At 68.5% G+C, this 19546-nt stretch carries 13 protein-coding genes and 1 riboswitch; of the genes, 5 read left to right on the top strand and 8 right to left on the bottom strand.

The features are described 5' to 3' along the window. Positions 1-75 precede the first annotated feature (75 nt). Positions 76-807 carry an SDR family oxidoreductase gene (locus BMW54_RS02560; protein ID WP_090052743.1) on the top strand — a complete coding sequence of 244 codons (732 nt, stop codon included), beginning with the start codon at positions 76-78 and terminating at the stop codon, positions 805-807. A gap of 60 nt (positions 808-867) precedes the next feature. Here BMW54_RS02560 and BMW54_RS02555 read toward each other — a convergent pair whose 3' ends face one another. Continuing rightward, complete coding sequence (locus BMW54_RS02555) at positions 868-2772, bottom strand: RICIN domain-containing protein (RefSeq protein ID WP_090052741.1); 1905 nt, start codon at positions 2770-2772, stop codon at positions 868-870. A 378-nt stretch (positions 2773-3150) separates the two neighbouring features. Continuing rightward, positions 3151-3245, top strand: a riboswitch (glycine riboswitch). Positions 3246-3273: 28 nt separating this feature from the next. Between BMW54_RS02555 and gcvP the strand changes: the two genes are divergently transcribed. The 4 genes from gcvP to BMW54_RS02535 all read left to right on the top strand — a co-directional run bounded on the left by gcvP (position 3274) and on the right by BMW54_RS02535 (position 10614). Beyond that, positions 3274-6153 (top strand): aminomethyl-transferring glycine dehydrogenase, encoded by a 2880-nt coding sequence (gene gcvP / locus BMW54_RS02550; RefSeq protein ID WP_090052740.1) that lies wholly within the window; start codon positions 3274-3276, stop codon positions 6151-6153. Positions 6154-6369: 216 nt separating this feature from the next. After that, positions 6370-7035 carry a carbonic anhydrase gene (locus BMW54_RS02545; RefSeq protein ID WP_090055614.1) on the top strand — a complete coding sequence of 222 codons (666 nt, stop codon included), beginning with the start codon at positions 6370-6372 and terminating at the stop codon, positions 7033-7035. Continuing rightward, positions 7032-7907 carry a bestrophin family protein gene (locus BMW54_RS02540; RefSeq protein ID WP_090052738.1) on the top strand — a complete coding sequence of 292 codons (876 nt, stop codon included), beginning with the start codon at positions 7032-7034 and terminating at the stop codon, positions 7905-7907. The genes BMW54_RS02545 and BMW54_RS02540 overlap by 4 nt, the downstream gene beginning before the upstream one ends. 310 nt (positions 7908-8217) lie before the next feature. Then, a complete protein-coding gene (locus BMW54_RS02535; RefSeq protein ID WP_254779226.1) occupies positions 8218-10614 on the top strand; it encodes a GH92 family glycosyl hydrolase in 2397 nt (798 codons plus the stop codon). Positions 10615-10730: 116 nt separating this feature from the next. On the opposite strand, the gene BMW54_RS02530 is transcribed toward BMW54_RS02535, so the two are convergent. From BMW54_RS02530 to BMW54_RS02500, 7 genes are all read right to left on the bottom strand, one after another. Then, positions 10731-13055, bottom strand: a complete 2325-nt coding sequence (locus BMW54_RS02530) for a heavy metal translocating P-type ATPase (RefSeq protein WP_090052734.1) — start codon at positions 13053-13055, stop codon at positions 10731-10733. Continuing rightward, positions 13052-13468, bottom strand: a complete 417-nt coding sequence (locus BMW54_RS02525) for a heavy metal-responsive transcriptional regulator (RefSeq protein ID WP_090052732.1) — start codon at positions 13466-13468, stop codon at positions 13052-13054. The genes BMW54_RS02530 and BMW54_RS02525 overlap by 4 nt, the downstream gene beginning before the upstream one ends. Positions 13469-13558: 90 nt before the next feature. Continuing rightward, positions 13559-14518 carry an MBL fold metallo-hydrolase gene (locus BMW54_RS02520; protein ID WP_175472736.1) on the bottom strand — a complete coding sequence of 320 codons (960 nt, stop codon included), beginning with the start codon at positions 14516-14518 and terminating at the stop codon, positions 13559-13561. 128 nt (positions 14519-14646) lie between these two features. Further along, the gene (locus BMW54_RS02515; protein WP_139206016.1) at positions 14647-15774 is read right to left on the bottom strand and encodes an MDR/zinc-dependent alcohol dehydrogenase-like family protein; all 1128 of its coding nucleotides are present in this window, start codon (positions 15772-15774) and stop codon (positions 14647-14649) included. A 20-nt stretch (positions 15775-15794) separates the two neighbouring features. Continuing rightward, positions 15795-17849: a 2Fe-2S iron-sulfur cluster-binding protein gene (locus BMW54_RS02510; protein ID WP_090052726.1), complete on the bottom strand. Its 2055-nt coding sequence runs from the start codon at positions 17847-17849 to the stop codon at positions 15795-15797. Between the two features lie 12 nt (positions 17850-17861). Further along, on the bottom strand, positions 17862-18476 hold the full coding sequence (locus BMW54_RS02505) for a glutathione S-transferase family protein (protein WP_090052724.1): 615 nt from the start codon (positions 18474-18476) through the stop codon (positions 17862-17864). A gap of 103 nt (positions 18477-18579) precedes the next feature. Then, on the bottom strand, positions 18580-19494 hold the full coding sequence (locus BMW54_RS02500) for a LysR family transcriptional regulator (protein WP_254779224.1): 915 nt from the start codon (positions 19492-19494) through the stop codon (positions 18580-18582). Positions 19495-19546: the final 52 nt, after the last annotated feature.

Here is a 19546-nt window from a genome sequence, read left to right as displayed (position 1 = left end):
CGAATGGGAAAGGCAGGCGGCGATACCTAAGTCGAGGGATGGGGATACCCCGCCCGTATTCAACAAGGAACCGCCATGAATCACCAAGACCGCGTCACCCTCGTCACCGGTGCCAACAAGGGCATCGGTCTGGAAGTGGCCCGCCAGCTCGGCAAGGCCGGCCATCGCATCCTCCTCGGCGCCCGCGACGCCGGCCGCGGCCAGGCCGCCGAGGCCACGCTGCGTGGCGAGGGGATCGACGTTCGTTTCGTTCCCCTGGACCTCGGCGACGAGGCCTCGCTGACCCGGGCGGCCGCCGACATCGAGGCCAACGAGGGGCGGATCGACGTCCTCATCAACAACGCCGGCGTGGCGCTCGAAGGCGACGGCAACGTCGCGTCCGCGAACCTGGACGCCGTGAAGCGCGTCTTCGACACCAACTACTTCGGTACCGTCGCGGCGACGCAGGCGCTGCTACCGCTCGTGAAGAAGTCGGCCGCCGGCCGCGTGATCAACGTCTCCAGCCGCCTCGGCTCGATCACCTACAACGCCGACCCGGCCTGGGAATTCGCCGCAGTGAAACTGCTCGGTTACAACGCGTCGAAGGCCGCGCTGAACATGTTCAGCGTGATCCTCGCCGACGAGGTCAGGAACGACGGCATCACCGTCCATGTCGCCTGCCCGGGCTACACGGCCACCGACCTCAACGGCAACAGCGGTCCGCAGACGCTGGAGGAAGGCGCCGAAGAGATCGTCCGGCTCGCCTCGACCGCGAACCCGGCGCCCACCGCGTCGTTCACGGGTCGCGAAGGCCCGGCTCCGTGGTGATGCGCGGTACCCACTGAGCGGAATCGACGTGGCGATGGCATCCATCGCCACGTCGTCGCCTCAGAGCCCCTGCCGGAGCACTTCGACGTACCAGCGCTGGTCGTCGCTGACCGGTGCGAACGATGCCCACGCGTCGTCGATGGGAATGGGCCGCGAGCCGGCCGGTGCCGGCTGCAGGTCCACGCCCGGGCGCGGCGCGTTCGGGTAGTTGGTCCACGGTTCGAGTGGCGTCGCGAAGGGGTTCACCGGGTAGTCCTGGAACCGTCCCGGCGGCGCCTGGAAGCGTACCTGCCCGTTCTCGACGTACAGGCGGTAACGCCCGTGGTCGACGAGCGAGTGCAGGCGATCGGCCCGCCATTGCCACTGCTTCTCGAACGTGACGTTCTCACATGCCTCGGTGACGACGTTGCCGCTGGCGGGCTGTGTCGCGAGGCAGCGCCCCGTGGCCCGGTTCACGTATCGCTTCGCCGCGTCGAGACCCCACATCTGCCGCCTGTCCGTGACGTTGCACGGGGCGAGCCCGACCACGTCGCCCCCGGTGAGGCACGGCCCCGAACCGACCGCGGAACGGATCAGCACGGTGGTCTCCGCCGAAAGGTAGGGATCGGACATGTCGATCGCGAACGATGCCGGAACGTCGCGCTCGTCCTGCGCGAACGTGTGCACCAGATCGACCCGTTTCCAGCGCCACTCATTGCGATCCAGCGTGTAGCCGGCGGCCACCGTGACGGTCGCCATGCCCTCGAAGCCACCCGGCAGCTTCCACTGCGACAGCGTTTCCAGTGTCGCCGAACGCATCATCGGCGTCATCCACTCCTCGGTGAGTTGCGGCTCGTTCGCACGCACGCGTTTCACCAGCACGTTGATCAGTTTGGGCGCCAGCAGCGCGGTCCAGCGGACCGACCGGTTGGCCTCGGGCGCGGCGAGCAGCGAATAGTCCTTGAAGGTGGTGGTGACACTGGACTGCCACTTGTGCTCATAACCGAACGACAGGTTGAACGGCAATTTCGCCGCGAGCAGCTCGTCCGGCTTGCCCGAATGACTGACCTCGGATCCCGTGGAGCCGCCGACCGTGAATCCGCGCATCTTCGTATCCGTCTGCGTGAACTCCGTCCTGCCGTCGGTGAGGGGAAAGTGGTCCACGTACACCGGCGTAGCACCATCCGCGTCGATCGAGTGAGCTACCCGATAACGCGTGGGAAGCCATGTCGCCCAGAGGTTCTGTCCGGTCAGCTTTCCGTCGCTGATCCCGTTCTTCGCGGTGGTCACCGTCGCCTTGGAGGTGATCGTGACGAACTTGATGTCCGCGGCCGCCGTGCGACTACGCAGCACGTCGATCCCGGTGACGCCCGAGACCTCGCCGGCGGCGTCCACGAAGTTCACGTCGAAATGCCGCGCGGGCAGCAGCGGGGTGTCGCCTGCGGTCGCGCTTTCCAGCCGAGCGGAGAAGCGCGCCACGTCCCTGCCCTGGATCGCCGGGGCCGGTGTCGCATGCGAAGAGGCATCGCGATCGGTGGCCATGGCCAGGAGCAGGTCGGCGTCGTCGGCCCCTGCCGTCGGCGCGTAGACGCGGATTCCGCCGTCATCGCGACGGCGCAGGACGACATCGCCGCCTGTCGGCGCGATACCGAAGATCTCGGTCACCCGCGCGAGGTCGGCGGGGCCGGCCTGATCCATGTGGAGCAGGACCGGAACGCCCTTCGAGAACAGCTGCCGGAGCGTCGTCGACTCGGCGGCGGAGAGGGGCAACGTGGCGGTGTCCAGCTCGGATAGCACGGTGCCCGCCGGGGCCGACGCGAGGGCGTCGATGCGTTCGGGCGTCAGGCGGCTGGCGGACGTGGCCGCGCCGTCGTCGCCGAAGGTGATCAGGGTGGGCGCGGCAGGATCGGTGTGGGCGGAAGCCGTCGCGGACAGCGAGGCGGCGATGGCGACGGACAGGGCGGGGATGCACGGGGGGAGTTTCATGGGGGACCTCCTTGTGTAGTCCGGAGACGACGTTATTCCCGCGATTTCATCGCCGCGTGAGAACACTCTCATCAGATCACGGAGAGCGTTGAGAACCGGCGCACCATGTTCACCGCCGTTCGCAGCCCGATCGCTGGAGATGGAAGCAGCCCGACCCGGACACGAGGCGACCGGCATGCGACGCTGGCCCGGATCCCGACACGGCACCACGTCACCGCCCTACCCGGCTCGGGACCGGACGCCGCGTTCCGGCGTCCGGCGAACACGGCTGGCGGCCTGCCTGTATAATCGGCGTGGTAAAGCTCGGTGGGAGAAGCGGACGGACCCGCTGCCGAAGGCGCAACGCCCGTAATCGCTCAGGCCCCCATACCACCGCGCGGTCATCACTCTGGAGAGACCGGTTCGATCCGGCGCCGAAGGTGCAAGAGGCTTCCCGCCTCCAAACTCTCAGGCAAAAGGACAGAGGGGCGCCCCACGTGCCGGCACGGCGCGTTCTTCCGGATGCCTCCCATGAGCCAGAAAACCTCTCCTTCGCTGCGCGACCTCGAGCACCATGGCGCGTTCATCGAACGCCACATCGGCCCCAACGACGCCGAGATCGGCGACATGCTGGCCGTGGTCGGCCATGCCTCGCTGGACGCCCTGACCGACGCCATCGTTCCCGGCTCGATCAAGTCCCCCGCCCCGCTCTCGCTGCCGCGCGCCGTGACGGAAGAAGAAGCGCTGGCGAAGATCCGCGCCATCGCCGACAGGAACACCGTGTTCCGCAGCTTCATCGGCCAGGGCTATTACGGCACGCTCACCCCGAACGTCATCCTGCGCAACGTGCTCGAGAACCCGGCGTGGTACACGGCGTACACGCCGTACCAGGCGGAAATCTCGCAAGGCCGCATGGAAGCCCTGATCAACTTCCAGACGATGGTGGCCGACCTCACCGGCATGGACATCTCCAACGCGTCGCTGCTCGACGAGGGCACCGCGGCCGCCGAGGCGATGACGCTGGCGAAGCGTTCCGGCAAGTCGAAGTCGAACGTCTTCTTCGTCTCGCAGGACGTCCATCCGCAGACGCTCGACGTGCTGCGCACGCGCGCCGACGGCGTCGGCATCGAACTGCACGTCGGTCCGGACGCCGAGGCCGGCACGGTCGACAGCTTCGGCATCCTGCTGCAGTACCCGAACACCTACGGCCGCATCAACGATTACAAGGCCCTTGCGGAGGCCACGCACGCGCGCGGCGCCGTCGTCTGCGTCGCCACCGATCTGCTCGCCCTCACCCTCATCGCCTCGCCGGGCAGCTGGGGCGCGGACATCGTGGTCGGCAACACGCAGCGCTTCGGCGTGCCGTTCGGCTTCGGCGGCCCGCATGCCGCCTACCTCGCCTGCCGCGACGCCTACAAGCGCTCGATGCCGGGCCGCCTCATCGGCGTCTCGATCGATACCGAGGGCAAGCCGGCCTACCGCCTCACACTGCAGACCCGCGAGCAGCACATCCGCCGCGAGAAGGCCACGTCCAACATCTGCACCGCGCAGGTGCTGCTGGCCGTGATGGCGAGCATGTACGCCGTGTATCACGGTCCGGAAGGCCTCGTCCGCATCGCGCGTCGCACGCATCGCCTCGCGGCGATCCTCGCCGGCGCGCTGGGCAAGGCCGGCGTCTCGGTCGGCGGCGATTACTTCGACACGCTGCACGTGACGGGCGTCGACGCGAAGGCGCTGCACGCGAAGGCCGCCGCCGCTCGCGTCAACCTGCGCGCGATCGACGCTTCCAGCGTCGGCATCTCGCTCGACGAGACCACCACGCGCGCCGACATCGTCACGCTCGCCGGCCTCTTCGGCGCGGACGCGAACGACATCGACGCGCTCGACGTCGCCACGCCCGACGCGCTGCCCCAGGGCCTGTTGCGCGACGTCGATTTCCTCCAGCACCCGGTGTTCAATACGCACCACAGCGAGCACGAACTGCTGCGCTACCTGCGCGGCCTGGCCGACAAGGACCTCGCGCTCGACCGCACGATGATCCCGCTGGGCTCGTGCACCATGAAGCTCAACGCCACCGCCGAGATGATCCCGGTGACGTGGCCGGAGTTCGCCAACATCCATCCGCTGGCGCCCGCCGACCAGGCGCAGGGCTACAAGCAGCTGATCGACGAACTCGAAGCCATGCTGGTCGAGTGCACCGGCTACGACGCCGTCAGCCTGCAGCCGAACTCCGGCGCGCAGGGCGAATACGCGGGCCTGCTCGCGATCCGCGCCTACCACCGCTCGCGCGGCGAAGGCCATCGCGACATCTGCCTCATTCCGGAATCGGCGCACGGCACCAACCCGGCGTCGGCGCAGATGTGCGGCATGACGGTCGTGGTCACGCGCTGCGACGCCAACGGCAACGTCGATGTCGACGACATCCGCGAGAAGGCCGAGAAGTACGCCGACCGCCTCGCCGCGATCATGATCACCTACCCGTCCACGCATGGCGTGTTCGAGGAAGACGTCGTGGCGATCTGCGAAGCCGTCCACAAGCACGGCGGCCAGGTCTACACCGACGGCGCCAACATGAACGCGCTGGTCGGCCTCGCCAAGCCGGGCAAGTGGGGTTCGGACGTCTCGCACCTGAACCTGCACAAGACGTTCTGCATCCCGCACGGCGGCGGCGGCCCGGGCGTCGGCCCGTGCGCGGTCAAGTCGCACCTGGCTCCCTTCCTGCCGCGCGCTTTCGGCGGCGAGGGCGAGGTGGGCATGGTCAGCGCGGCCACGTTCGGTTCGGCATCCATCCTGCCGATCTCGTGGATGTACATCACGCTGATGGGCACGGAAGGCCTGCGCAAGGCGACCCAGGTCGCGCTGCTCAACGCCAACTACGTGGCCAAGCGCCTCGAGCCGTACTTCAAGACGCTCTACACCGGCCGTAACGGCCTGGTGGCGCACGAGTGCATCCTCGACCTGCGTCCGCTCAAGGACGCCACGGGCGTCGGTGCGGAAGACGTCGCCAAGCGCCTCATCGATTTCGGCTTCCACGCGCCGACCCTGAGCTTCCCCGTCGCGGGCACGCTGATGGTCGAGCCGACCGAGAGCGAATCGCTGCACGAGCTGGACCGCTTCATCGACGCCATGATCCAGATCCGCGAAGAGATCGCCGCGGTGCAGGACGGCCGTCTGGATCGCGAGGACAACCCGCTGCGCAACGCCCCGCACACCGCCACCATGGTGACGGGCAGCGAGTGGACCCACGCGTACCCGCGCGAGCTGGCGGCGTTCCCGCTGCCGTCGCTGAAGCTGTCGAAGTACTGGCCGCCGGTGTCGCGAGTCGACAACGTCTACGGCGACAAGAACGTGATGTGCGCCTGCATCCCGATCGACGCCTACAAGGAAGACGTGGAGGCGTAAGGCCTCCACGGCACCCGGTGCGCTCCCTCCTCGCCGTAGGAGCGCACCTGGGCGCGATGGCTTTTCGCGTGGCTTCTCGCGACAGCGTCACACGGCCGGATCGGTTCCCACGTCAGCCGCTCCATACCCTCACGCATTCCGTCCCGCCCGCTTTGGCTTAAACTTCCCGTTCGAGCCGCCATGCATTCGCACGGCGCACATGTCGAAGGTGAAGCCATGAGCCAGGAAACCCCCAGCGACGACAGCCTCGTCGGCCTGTTGAAGGGCGTCGAAGACTTCAGTCGGAACGTCTTCCCGGAAACCCAGCAGCTGTTCAGCGAACTGGCCGAAGGCCAGAGTCCTCACACGCTCTTCATCACCTGCGCGGACTCGCGCGTGGTGCCGGAGATGATCACGCAGACCCAGCCGGGCGAACTCTTCGTCTGCCGCAATATCGGCAACATCGTGCCTGGCTACGGCGAGATGCTCGGTGGCGTGTCCGCCGTCGTCGAATTCGCGGTCGCGGTGCTGCGCGTGCGCCACGTCGTCATCTGCGGCCATAGCGACTGCGGCGCGATGAAGGGCCTGCTCAACCCCGAATCCACGAAAGACCTGCCGACGGTTGAGGCGTGGCTGCGCAACGCGCAGGCCGCCCGCAGCGCCGTGTTCGCGCGCAAGATCGAAGGGCCCGAGGCCATCGGCGCCGTGATCGAGGAAAACGTGCGCCTGCAGCTCGTCCACCTGCGCACGCATCCGGCCGTGGCGGCCGCGCTGGCCAACGAGGCGATCCAGCTGCACGGCTGGGTCTACGACATCGGCGAAGGCACCGTGTCGGTCCTCGACGCGGAGTCCGACCGCTTCCTTCCGCTCGCGGACGCGATCCGCCGGGAAAGCCGCGGATGATCGTTCCGGGGCGGGCTCACCTCGGACACATCCTGCGTTACGTCGGGCGGCCGCTGGTCTGGCTGCTCGCGTGGGACATCGCGGTCACGGCGTTCTGGTACTTCGTGGGCGCCCACTGGGTGGAATTCCCCGCGCTGCCGCTCACCCTGCTCGGCTCCGCGGTCGCGGTGTACCTGAGCTTCCGCAACACCACCGCGTACGCGCGCTGGTGGGAGGCCCGCACGCTGTGGGGCGCGATGGTCAACGCGTCGCGCACGCTCGCCCGAGAGGCCCTCACGCTGCTGCCCGACCGCGGCCTCGCGAAGGATGTGATCCACCGGCAGATCGCGTACGTACACGCGCTGCGGCTGCACCTGCGACGCCAGCAGCCGTGGGACGAACTCGCCCACCGCCTGCCGACCGCCGACCTCAGCGCGTTGCGCACCGTCGCCAACGTGCCCAACGCGATCCATGCCCGTACCGCCGGACTGATCGCCGACTCGCGCCCGGACCCGATCCTGCTGGCGACCATCGCGCGCACGCTGTCGGACATCTCGAACGCGCAAGGCGGCATGGAACGCATCAAGAACACGCCGCTTCCGCAGCAGTACGCCACCTACCCGGCGATCTTCACGCACGGCTTCTGCCTGCTGCTGCCGCTGGGCCTGGTCGAGACGCTGGGCCTGTACACGCCGCTCGGCTCGACGGTGGCGGGCTTCCTGTTCCTCGCGCTGCTACAGATCGGCAACGACATCCAGAATCCGTTCGAGAACCTGGAAGACGACGTGCCGCTGACCACCCTCACGCAGGCCATCGAGATCGACCTGCGCGACGCCCTCGGCGAAAACCACGGCCTGGAGCCGTGCAAGCCGGTGAACGGCATCCTCTGGTAAATCGCCTGTGGGAGCGGACCCGGCCGCGACAGCTTCCGCATGCCCTTGTGGGAGCGGACCTGGCCGCGACAGCCTTTCGCCGTGCCCTGGAGCTGGCGCGCAAGACCACATACCGCCGCGAGCGGCCATCGCGGCCAGGTCCGCTCCAACAGCGACATCCTGTGTCGCGGCCAGGTCCGCTCCAACAGGGACATCCTGTGTCGCGGCCAGGTCCGCTCCGACGTCACCATGACCCATGGCACGGGACATCCGGTCCGCCAACGATTTCAATCGATATAAATACCGGTCCCACGGAGAACTCCCCTTGCGCGTGTTTCGTCCGATCGCCCTCGCCGCCGCCCTCGTCCCCGCCGTCGCCGCCGCGTCGTCGGGCCCCGCCGACCTCGTCAACCCGCTGATCGGCACCACGAACGGTGGCAACGTCTTTCCGGGCGCGGTCGTGCCGTTCGGCATGTTGCAGTTCAGTCCCGAGGCGTCGCCGCTGCCGGGCAAGAAGGCGCCGATCGCCGCGCCGGGCGGTTACGAATACCGTGCCGATGCGATCCGCGGATTCAGCCTGACCAATGTCGAAGGCTGGGGCTGCGCCGGCGCGTCGGGCGATGTGCCCTTGATGCCGGTCACGGAAGACATCGTCGCGTCGCCGTCGACCGACTTCCGCCATGCGTATGCGTCGAAGTTCTCGCACGCCAACGAAACCGCGAAAGCCGGCCACTACCGCGTCGCTCTCGACAACGGCGTGACGGCCGACCTCACCGCCGCGTTGCATTCGGGCGCGGCACGGTTCGCCTTCCCCGCCGGCAAGCCGGCGAACGTCCTCGTGCGGGCGTCGGATTCGGAAGTGGGATCGGAGCGCGCATCCGTCACGGTCGACGCGGCCAACCGCCGCGTCAGCGGCCAGGTGACCAGCGGCAACTTCTGCGGCTACATCAACGAGGCGGACCGCCGCAGCTACTACACCCTCTACTTCGTGGCGGAATTCGACCAGCCCTTCGCCTCGACCGGCGCCTGGCAGGACACCACGGTCACGAAGGGTGGCACGCACGCCGAGGGCGGCACGGGTTACGGCCCGAAGGGATTTCCCGAAGCCGGCAAGGGTTCGGGCGCATGGGTGGGATTCGCCAAGGGCACCGGCGCCGTCAACGTGCGCGTCGGCATCTCGTACGTGAGCGCCGCGAACGCGCAGGCGAACCTCGACGCCGAGATCGCGAAGGGCACGACGTTCGAGTCCCTGCGCGACAAGGCCGTCGCCGCGTGGAACGAGCGCCTGTCCCGCATCGACATCGAAGGCGGCACGCCCGACCAGCGCACGGTGTTCTACACCGCGCTCTACCACTCGCTGATGCATCCGAACGTCTTCAGCGACGTCAACGGCGAATATCGGGGATTCGACGACAAGGTGCATCGCGTCGCCGGCATGCAGAGGGCGCAGTACGCGAACTTCTCCGGTTGGGACGTCTACCGCTCGCAGCTGCCGCTGGTCGCGTGGCTGGAGCCGGACACCGCGAGCGACATCGCGCAGAGCCTCTTCAACCAGGCGCAGCAGAACAACGGGGTGTGGGATCGCTGGACGCACAACAACGGCGGCACGCACGTGATGAACGGCGACCCGGCGGCGCCATCGATCGCCGGTATCCACGCCTTCGGCGCGCGCGGGTTCGACGCGAAGGGCGCCCTCGCCTCGCTGGTGCATGCCGCGGACAACCCCACGGCACTCGATACGTCGCACGACGGCTGCGAAGTCGAATGCGTCGGCCAGCGTCCCGGTCTCGACGCGTGGCTCAAGCTGCATTACATCCCGGTCGGCGCACCCGCCTGGGGTCCGGCGGCCGACACGCTCGAAACGGTCGCCGCCGAGTTCGGTATCAGCGCGCTTGCACAGCGCCTCGGTGACGACGCCACGTCGAAACGATTCCTCGATCGTGCGCAGTACTGGCGCAACCTGTTCGATCCGCAGGCCACGCCGGAGGGCGGCTACATCCGCAACCGCAACGCGGACGGCACCTGGGCGCTGGTGAAGGACGACGACGACAAGGAAGCCCATGCGTTCACGCCCGCCACGGGCGACGGCTTCGTCGAAGGCAGCGCCGCGCAGTACGTGTGGATGGTGCCCTTCAACGTCGGCGGCCTGTTCGACGCGATGGGCGGTCGCGAAAAGGCGCGCAAGCGTCTCGACGCGTTCTTCTACCAGCCCGACGGCAGCTTCGCGGTGACGAAGTCCGGTCCGCTGCATGCGGAACTCGACAACGAGCCGTCCATCGGCACGCCGTGGCTCTACAACTACGCCGGCCAGCCCTGGAAGACGCAGGAACTCGTCCGCCGCGTGCTCGACACGATCTGGCTGAACGCACCCAACGGCATCCCGGGCAACGACGACCTGGGCGAGATGTCGTCGTGGTACGTGTTCGCGTCGCTCGGCGTCTACCCGGCCATTCCGGGTCGCGCGGAGCTCGTGGTGGGCAGTCCGCTCTTCAGGCGCGCGACGATCCATCGCGCGAACGGCGACGTCGTGATCGAGGCGCCGAATGCCGGGGCGGGCAAGCCGTACGTCGTCGCGCTGAAGGTGAACGGCAAGCCGTCCGCCCGCTCGTGGCTGCCGGAGGATTTCGCGCTCAAGGGCGGCAGGCTCGAGTTCGATCTCTCGACGAAGCCGAACAAGGCGTGGGCATCGAAGGCGTCGGACGCACCGCCTTCGTTCGACGTTCGCTGACACGGCGACCGTCTCGGGTTCCCATCGCCGATACGATCGGCTCCCACCCTCCGGTAGCTACGCAGCTATCGGAGGGTGGGAGCCGATCGCATCGGCGATCCGGCGCCGCGACTCCGTCAGATCTTCTCGGAACGCAACCGCAACGCGTTGCCCACCACCGACACCGAACTCAGGCTCATCGCCAGCGCGGCGAACATGGGCGACAGCGTGATACCGAACAACGGATACAGCGCGCCGGCCGCGAGCGGCACGCCGATGGCGTTGTAGACGAACGCGAAGAACAGGTTCTGGCGGATGTTCTTCACGGTCGCCTCCGACAGCGCCCGTGCGCGCGCGATGCCGGCGAGATCACCCTTGAGCAGCGTCACGGACGCGCTCTGGATCGCGATGTCGCTGCCGTCGCCCATGCCGATGCCGATATCGGCGGCCGCGAGCGCGGGCGCGTCGTTGACGCCGTCGCCGGCCATCGCGACCACCGCTCCGTCGGATTTCAGCGCGGCGACGAGACGCGCCTTGTCCTCCGGCGAGACACCCGCGTGCACCTCGTCGATCGGCAGCGACGCCGCCAGCGCCCTCGCCGTCGCCTCGTTGTCGCCCGTGGCCATCACCAGGCGCACGCCCGCCTCGCGCAAAGCCTCGAGCGCGGGCGCCGTCGACGGCTTCACCGCGTCCGCGAGGCAGATCAGCGCCGCGAGCCGTCCGTCGATCGCGAGATACATCGCCGTGGCGCCCTTGCGCCGGGCGCGGTCCGCGGCGTCGTGCGCCGCGCCGATCTCGACGCGCTCGTCGTCCATCAGTCGCGCATTCCCCAACGCGAGGTCATGACCGTCGACGCGACCCGACACGCCGCGTCCCACGGCGACGCGGAAGCCGGAAACGGCGGATGTCGCCAGACCCTCGGCTTCCGCGGCCGCGACGATGGCCCGCGCCAGCGGATGCTCGCTCGGACGCTCCAGTGCCGCCGCCAGCGCGAGCGACTCCGCGCGGTCGCGAGCGAACGTCACGATCTCCGTGACCACCGGACGACCTTCGGTGAGCGTGCCCGTCTTGTCGAACACCAGGACGTCGACCTCGCGCAGGCGCTCGATCGCGGCCGCGTCGCGAAACAGCACGCCCGCGCCGGCACCACGGCCGCTCGCCACCATGATCGACATCGGCGTGGCGAGACCCAGCGCGCACGGGCACGCCACGATCAGCACGGACACCGCGGCCACGAGCGCATGCGCGAGGACGGGTTCGGGACCGAGCAACCACCAGGCCACGAACGCGGCGAGCGCGATGACCACCACCGCCGGCACGAACCAGGCGGCCACCCGGTCGGCCAGTCGCTGCAGCGGCGCGCGCGAACGCTGGGCTTCGGCCACCATCGCGACGATGCGCGAGAGCACCGTGTCGGCACCGACATGCCCGACGCGCATCGTCAGGGCGCCGTGCTGGTTCTGCGTGCCGCCGGTGAGCCGGTCGTGCGCCTTCTTCGCCACCGGCATGGGTTCGCCGGTCAGCATCGATTCGTCGACATGGCTCTCGCCGTCGACCACGTCGCCATCCGCGGGCACCTTCTCGCCCGGGCGCACGCGCAGCGTATCGCCGACCCGCAGCGCTTCCAGCGGCACGTCGTGCTCCGACCCATCGGCGTCGATGCGCCGGGCGGTCTTCGGCACGAGGCCGAGGAGTCCGCGCAGGGCTTCGCCCGTCCGCCGACGTGCACGCAGTTCGAGGAAGTCGCCCAGCGTCACCAGCGCGACGATCACGGCCGCGGATTCGAAATAGACTGCGACATGGCCGTGCATGTCGCGCAGGGATGCCGGGAACAACGACGGCGCCACGAACGCGACCGCGCTGTAGACCCACGCGACGCCCGTGCCCAGCGCGATCAGCGTGTACATGTTCGGCGACCACGGCACGAGCGAACGCCAGCCGCGCGCGAAGAACGGCGCACCGCCCCAAAGCACGACGACGGTCGCCAGCACGGCTTCGATCCACCGCGCCGCGCTCGCCCAGGGTTCCGGCCACATCCAGCCGAACAGGTGCGGGCCCATCGCCACGACGAGCACAGGCAGCGTCAGCGCCACGAGGGCGGCGAGGCGACGCCCGAGCGAGCGCACCTCGCCATCGTCGTCGTCCAGCGACGGCATCGCCGGTTCGAGCGCCATGCCGCACTTCGGGCACGATCCCGGGCCGACCTGGCGCACTTCCGGGTGCATCGGGCAGGTGTAGACGGTGCCGGCCGGGACGTCGGCCGGCGCGGGCTTCGGCGCCAGGAACGTGGCCGGCGCGGCGACGAAGCGCTCGCGGCAGCGTGCGCTGCAGAAGTGGTATTCGTGGCCCTCGTGCGTGGCGTGGTGCGCCGTCTTCGCCGGGTCCACGGTCATGCCGCAGACGGGATCCAGCACGGTCGTGGTGGCGTGAGCGGTGTCGTGCGAACAGCAGCCGTGGCTCATGCGACCGGCTCCACGAGGGCCTTGAGGATCGGACAATCCTCGGGCGCACCGTGACCGGGACAGGCATCCACCAGCTCGGCCAGCCCCGCGCGCACCCGCTGAAGTTCCGCGATGCGGTCGTCGATCGCACGCAGCCGGGTGCTCGCCCGTTCCCGCACGCCTTCGACGCCGCCCTGCCGGTCGGTGGACAGGGCGAGAAGTTCGCGGATCTCGTCGAGCGTGAACCCGAGGTCCTTCGCCTTGCGGATGAAGCGCAGGCGCGCCACGGCGCTGGCGTCGTACTCCCTGTAGCCGGAAGGCCGGCGGCGGGGCTCGGGCAGCAGCCCTTCCCGCTCGTAGAACCGGATCGTGTCGATGGCGACACCCGCGCTGCGCGCGATGCGGCCGATGGTGAGGGCGGATTGAGTGGTCATGAATAAAGTCTAGACCCTTGATATAGGTCGAGAGTCAAGAGGGCCCGCGGAGCGCTGCGGCGCTCCGCGGGACGGATGGCCCGGACGGGCCTACTTCAGGCCGTCGTAGACGATCCGGGTGAAGAAATCCGGGTCGATCACGAAATGCCCGTAGACGGCGTCGTACTTCGCGGTGGGCTTGGCCGCGATGACTTCATCCCGCGACTTGCCCTGCTTCTTCAGCGCGGCGACGTTGTCGCGGATACCGGCGAGCATGTCCCGGAAATCCTGCAGTTGCTTCTTCGTGCCGACCGGACCGTGCCCAGGAACGAGGACGACGTCGTCGTTCAGCTGCGCGAGGATCGCGTCGTTCGCCTTGATCATGCCGTCGATGCCGCCACCGTTCTCGTTGTCGATGAACGGGTAGACGCCGTTCCAGAAGAGATCGCCGAGCGAGGCGACGTTCGCTTCCTTGAAGAAGACGTACAGGTCGGTATCCGTGTGCGACGGATCGATCAGCCGGATTTCCACGGTCTGCCCGTCGAAACGGATCGTCCGGTTCGCCTTGACCACGTCGGTCGGGATGCCCGCCTTCGCCATCGGCTTGAACGTGTAATCCCAGTCGTCCACGCGCGTCGACGTCGACACGCGGCGCACCGTGCCCGCCGTCGCGAGGATGGTCGCGCCATCCTCGTGCACCCACGGATTGCCGTCCGTGTGGTCCCAGTGGTAGTGCGTGTTGATCAGGTACTTGATGGGGCCCTTCCCGAGCGCGGTGATCGCGGGTTCGAGGCGCGGCCGCGACACGGCGATACCTGCGTCGACGAGCAGCTTGCCCTCTTTACCCACCAGCACCGTGATGTTGCCGCCCGAACCGGACAGCATGCTCAGCGGTCCGCGCAACGGCGTCGTATCGATCGGCGTGGTCGCCGCCGCTTCGTTGATCTTGATGACCGGGCTCACCGGCTTCGCCGTATCGGCCGCATGAAGCGGAGCGCAGACGAAGGCGACGGCGAACGCGGCGAGGACGGCCGTACCGACGCGGCCATGGTTTGACGAGAGGTACTTCATGCTGGTTCTCCCTGGTGAGGCAGGGCCGGTAACGGCGTCGCCGGTCCGCACGCCATTCTGGATCCCTCCACACGCCCGATCTTGTCGGATCACGCGATAAACGCCCCGAAGCATCCGCCGCGAGCGCATCACGCGTTCCCGCCGTTGGGCAACACGAGGTATTTCCGGTTCGTGCCGCGACGCATGCACTCCCTCAGCGCCTCGACGCTCAGCAACCCGGTGAGCGTGAAGCCGCCCTTGTAGTGGCTGGCGAACGTCGTGCGGATCTCCCTTGCGACACGCGCCTTCATCGCATCCACCGTCACGGCATCCAGCTTCGCGAGCTCCCAGACCATCAACCAGCCGCCGATGCTCCACGCGGTGCCGACGTCGAGATCGACGATGCGCGGACCGGGATCGAGCAGCCCGTAGTTGAAGACCTGCTTGCGCACGGGCGAGCCGTAGGCGCTGTACGAGGTCATGGTTTCCTTTCCGACGCGCTCCATCGCGGCGAGGATGATCGATGCCGTGCGACCGCCACCGATCGCGTCGAAGGCGAGGGTCGCGCCCGACGCACGCACCGCATCGGTCAGCCGGGGGACGAAATCGCTGGTGGAGCTGTCCACGACGTGCCGGGCGCCCTGCGCGCGAAGCAGCGCCACCTGCTCCGCCGAGCGCACGATGTTGACGAGCGGAACATCTTCCGCGATGCACAGACGGTTGAGCATCTGGCCGAGGTTCGATGCGGCCACCGTATGCACGAGCGCGGTGTGCCCTTCACGCCGAAGCGTCTGGACCATGCACAAGGCCGTGAGCGGATTGACGAACGCGCTGGCGGCCTGTTCGGGCGTCACGTCGTCGTCGACGACGATGCAATCGCGTAGCGAAACCACACGATGCGTGGCATAGGCTCCTCGCGCCGTCAGGAAGGCGACCGTGCGACCGACGAGATGGCGCGCGTCCTCTCCCGCCGCGACGACGACACCCGCGCCCTCGTTGCCCACGGGCATGCGCTGCCCGAGTCGGGCCGACACGCTGCCCAGCGCCACCTGCGGTACCCTGCCCTCCACCACCGCGCCGTCGCCTTCGCCCACGACCCTGAGTGTCGTCGGATCGACCGGACCCAACAGCAAGCGGAGGTCGGATGGATTGACCGGCGCGGCACGCACCTCGACGACCAGTTCGTCGCGGCCCGGCGGAGGCAATTCGGCATCCTCCAGCGAAAGGCGCAGCGTCCCGCCGGCGTCGATCGTGGAACGCAGTTCGCGGGTCTTCATGAAACGCATCGCAAGGGTTCTCAGAGTTCGAGTTGCAGGGGCGCCGAGCCTTCGGCCGGTACCGCGCTGCAGATGAGTACCTCGTCGTCCGGTACCTTCAGGGCGGTGGGAACCGGATACGTGACGGCACCGCTGATGAGCTTCGTGCGGCAGCTGCCACAGGTGCCGCTTCGGCAGCTGAACTCCGGTGTCAGTCCGCGCTGTTCCGCGAGATCGAGCAGGCTGCCACTGTCGGGCGCCCAGCGTGCTTCCTTCCCGGACGCCATGAAGAGCACGGGGACGGACGTCGTGGAAGGAGGCACGCCGGGTACCGCGGGCGCACCGGCATCCGGCAGCCGCGCGAGGGACGACGGACCGAAACTCTCGGCGTGGATGCGGGCATCGGAAACGTTCAGTTTGCGCAGGCCGTCGTAGACGTCCTGCATGAAACCCGCCGGTCCGCAAACGTAGAAGTCGTAGTCGTCGAACGGCAACGTCGACTTCAGCAGGTCCGCGCTGAAGCGGCCCTCAACGTCGTAGTCGCTGCCGATCGTCGCACCCTCGACGTTCGCCAGGATGCGGATGTGACGCAGGCTTCCCTTCGCTTCCGCGACCAGCGCGGCGAACTCGTCGGCGAACGCGCGCTCGCGACGGGAACGCGCCGCCTGGAACACCCAGGTAGGCCGCAGATAACGCGTGCGCAGTCCCTCCCGCACCACATGGCGCGCCATCGCCAGCGCGGGCGTCACGCCGACGCCCGCGGCGATCAGCACGGCGGGCCTGCGCACGCGCGAGTCCATCGTGAACGCGCCGTCGGGCGCCCGGGCCTCCAGGATGTCGCCCACGCGCAGCACGTCGTGCAGGTGGCTCGATACCGCACCTTCCCGCTTCACGCTGATGCGCAGGCGCGGGTCGGATGGCGCGCTCGACAAGGTGTACGTGCGCAGCACGGGCGCCGCCGAGCCCGGCAGTGCCACCCGTATCGGCAGGTGCTGGCCGGGAAGCGACGCCGGCAGACCCGCGCCGTCCGCCGGCGACAGATGGAACGAGCGGATCGACTCGCTCTCGTCGACGATGGCCTCCACGCGATACGGGCGCCACTGGCGCGCCAGCTCGGCGGCCCGGACACGGGCCTCCGCATCCTCCCAGCTACCGGTGATCGTCGCATTCGGCGAGGCGCCGCCCTCGACGTCCTGCCAACGCAGCGGGAGGCCGGCGGGCCGGTGGATCACGCGCTCGGGACGGAAGCGCCACAGACGTTCCGCACCCACGAACGCGGCGATCTCGGGCGCGTCGAGGATGACCTCCGCGCTGCCCGTCATCTGCAGCAGGTCGCCCGTGGCGAAATCCACGAAGACCATGCCCGCGCGTGGGTTGAGCAGGAAGTTGCCCAGCGTGTTGAAGAAGAGATTTCCCGAGAAATCGGGAATGGTCAGGACGCCGTCGTCGTCGACGTGGACGAAGCCCGGCTTGCCGCCGCGATGCGACGCGTCGACCTGGCGCGCACCGTCGCGCACCACATAGGAAGCGACATAGAAGCTGTCGGCGGCGCGGATCATCCGCAGCGCCTTTTCGTCGAGCCCGCTCGACTCCGTTACATCTCCCGGCGGCGCCGCGTCGAAGCGGTACTGGCGCAACTGGATGTACTGCGGGCAGTTGCCGTAGCTCTGCGTGGGGACGATACGGAATCCGCTATCGCCCTTTCGCTCGACGTTGCCGTTGAGCCGGTTGCGTCGACGCGTGTGGAGCTCGATTCCGAGCATCCCGATGCCGTCGCCGTCCTCCATCCCCGCGTCCGCCGGATCGCGCGGCTCGCGCGGCAGATCGAACACGAGGCTGCGCGGATCGGGCGAGTGCATGAAGCCCTCCGGGCCGGCACGCAGCGTGGCCCAGACGTCGCCCTTCGGGTCCACCGCGCCGAGCACCACGAACGGCAGCTGCGCGTAGAACTCGCGATGCTGGTCGGGCATGAAGTCCCGGGCCATCTGTCGCTGGCCCGGAATCTTCATGCGCTCCTCGACCCCGACGCTGCGCTGCAGCGTCAGCTCGCCTTCGTGCCAGGGAGACGCGGTGACGGGATTCAGTAGCGTCTCCATGACACGCCTCCTTCAGGCCAGGACCAGGCCGACCGCGGTCTTGTCGAACGGCACGAAGCCCGGCAGCGCCTCCACGCGATCGAGCCAGGCGAGCACGTTCGGGTAATCGGAGGTATCGACGTTGCCCTCGGGTGCCGCGGAGATGTAGCTGTACAGCGCGACGTCGGCGATCGTGGGCTGCGCGCCGGCGAGCCAGTCGCGGGTCCGCAGCTCGCTCTCCATCACGGCGAGAAGCGCATGGGCCTTCTTGATCGCGAGGTCGGCATCGAGCTTCGCGCCGAACACGGTGACCAGACGGGCGGCCGCCGCGCCGTTGGCGAGTTCGCCGGCGGCGACGGAAAGCCAGCGTTGCACGCGGGCGGCTTCGACCGGCGTCTCCGGGAGCCACTCGGTGCGGCCCGTCTTCTTCGCCAGGTAGACGAGGATCGCATTGGAATCGCCGATCGACGTGTCGCCGTCGACGAGCGCGGGCACCTGTCCGAACGGGTTGATGCGCAGGAACGACTCCGTCTTGTGCTCGCCCTTCATGAGGTCGACGAAGACCGGCTCGTAGTCGGCGCCGAGCAGGCCGAGGAAAAGGCGGGTGCGGTGCGAGTGACCGGAAAGGTTGTGGTAGTAGAGCTTCATGGTGTTGTCCCTGGGTCGGTGTGAGTGTCGGTGGAGAAAGTGTCGACGCATCGCCCCGCCCGGGAAACCACGCGGTGCGCAATTGATTCTTTCGCTGCGCGGTTCAATCGCCATGCGCCATGCGGGCGTCCGCCTGCCAGTGCAGCAGCCTGTCGTCGCGCAGCGACTGGCTCGCGAGATCGACGAAGGCGCGAACCTTTCGCGCCGCGTGCCGGCCCTCGTGATGCAGCACGTGCACGGGGAGAGGCACCGATTCGTGGTCCCGCAGCACTTCCACCAGGCGTCCCGACGCCAGGTGATCGTCCACCATGTAGGAGACGACACGCGTCAGGCCGAAGCCGGCGAGCGCGGCGCCGATCGCGGCCTCGTTGCTGGATACCGTCATGCGCGGGCGCACGCGGACGACCGTCGCCTGATCGCCCACGACGAACCGCCAGTCGACGGACGGCGTAATGCCGTTCGCCATGACGATCGTGTGATCCACGAGGTCCGCCGGACTGGAGGGCGCTCCGTGGCGGGCGACGTAACAGGGCGAGGCGCAGACGACGCGTCGCACGCGTCCGACACATCGGGCCTGGTAGGCGGAGTCCTGGAGGGGACCGATCCGCACGGCCACGTCCACGCCTTCGTCGATCATGTTGACGACGCGATCGACGAAACGGCATTCCACCTCGGCTTCCGGATAGCGGCGCAGATACTCGGTGACGATAGGCGTGACGCGCATCGGACCGAACACGCTCGACGCTGTCACCACCAGACGTCCGCGCACTTCACCGTGCGATCCGGCGGCGGCCTCCTCGGATTCGGCGACGTCGGCGAGGATCCGCCGGCAGTCGTTGGCGTAGCGCGCACCCGTCTCGGTGACGCGCACGACGCGCGTCGTGCGCGTCAGCAGGCGTACACCCATCGCGTTCTCGAGTTCGCTCACGGCGCGTGTCGCCATGGGTGCCGACAGTTCCAGTTTCCTCGCTGCGGATGCGAAGCCCCCCTCCTCCACCACCGCAAGGAAGATCGCCATCGCCTGTAGTCGGTCCATTCGCCCTCGCGCCCGTGAACATCATCGATCGGCC

The sequence above is a fragment of the Luteibacter sp. 329MFSha genome, assembly GCF_900111665.1.
GTDB lineage: Bacteria > Pseudomonadota > Gammaproteobacteria > Xanthomonadales > Rhodanobacteraceae > Luteibacter.
The sequence above is the reverse complement of the archived record's forward strand: the minus strand, read 5'-3'. Positions and strand labels throughout refer to the sequence as shown.

Excerpts from the sequence above, each read along its gene's own strand:
- BMW54_RS02560 (WP_090052743.1), top strand. The coding sequence starts at position 76 with ATGAATCACCAAGACCGCGTCACCCTCGTCACCGGTGCCAACAAGGGC.
- BMW54_RS02555 (WP_090052741.1), bottom strand. The coding sequence starts at position 2,772 with ATGAAACTCCCCCCGTGCATCCCCGCCCTGTCCGTCGCCATCGCCGCC.
- gcvP (WP_090052740.1), top strand. The coding sequence starts at position 3,274 with ATGCCTCCCATGAGCCAGAAAACCTCTCCTTCGCTGCGCGACCTCGAG.
- BMW54_RS02545 (WP_090055614.1), top strand. The coding sequence starts at position 6,370 with ATGAGCCAGGAAACCCCCAGCGACGACAGCCTCGTCGGCCTGTTGAAG.
- BMW54_RS02540 (WP_090052738.1), top strand. The coding sequence starts at position 7,032 with ATGATCGTTCCGGGGCGGGCTCACCTCGGACACATCCTGCGTTACGTC.
- BMW54_RS02530 (WP_090052734.1), bottom strand. The coding sequence starts at position 13,055 with ATGAGCCACGGCTGCTGTTCGCACGACACCGCTCACGCCACCACGACC.
- BMW54_RS02525 (WP_090052732.1), bottom strand. The coding sequence starts at position 13,468 with ATGACCACTCAATCCGCCCTCACCATCGGCCGCATCGCGCGCAGCGCG.
- BMW54_RS02520 (WP_175472736.1), bottom strand. The coding sequence starts at position 14,518 with ATGAAGTACCTCTCGTCAAACCATGGCCGCGTCGGTACGGCCGTCCTC.
- BMW54_RS02515 (WP_139206016.1), bottom strand. The coding sequence starts at position 15,774 with ATGAAGACCCGCGAACTGCGTTCCACGATCGACGCCGGCGGGACGCTG.
- BMW54_RS02510 (WP_090052726.1), bottom strand. The coding sequence starts at position 17,849 with ATGGAGACGCTACTGAATCCCGTCACCGCGTCTCCCTGGCACGAAGGC.
- BMW54_RS02505 (WP_090052724.1), bottom strand. The coding sequence starts at position 18,476 with ATGAAGCTCTACTACCACAACCTTTCCGGTCACTCGCACCGCACCCGC.
- BMW54_RS02500 (WP_254779224.1), bottom strand. The coding sequence starts at position 19,494 with ATGGCGATCTTCCTTGCGGTGGTGGAGGAGGGGGGCTTCGCATCCGCA.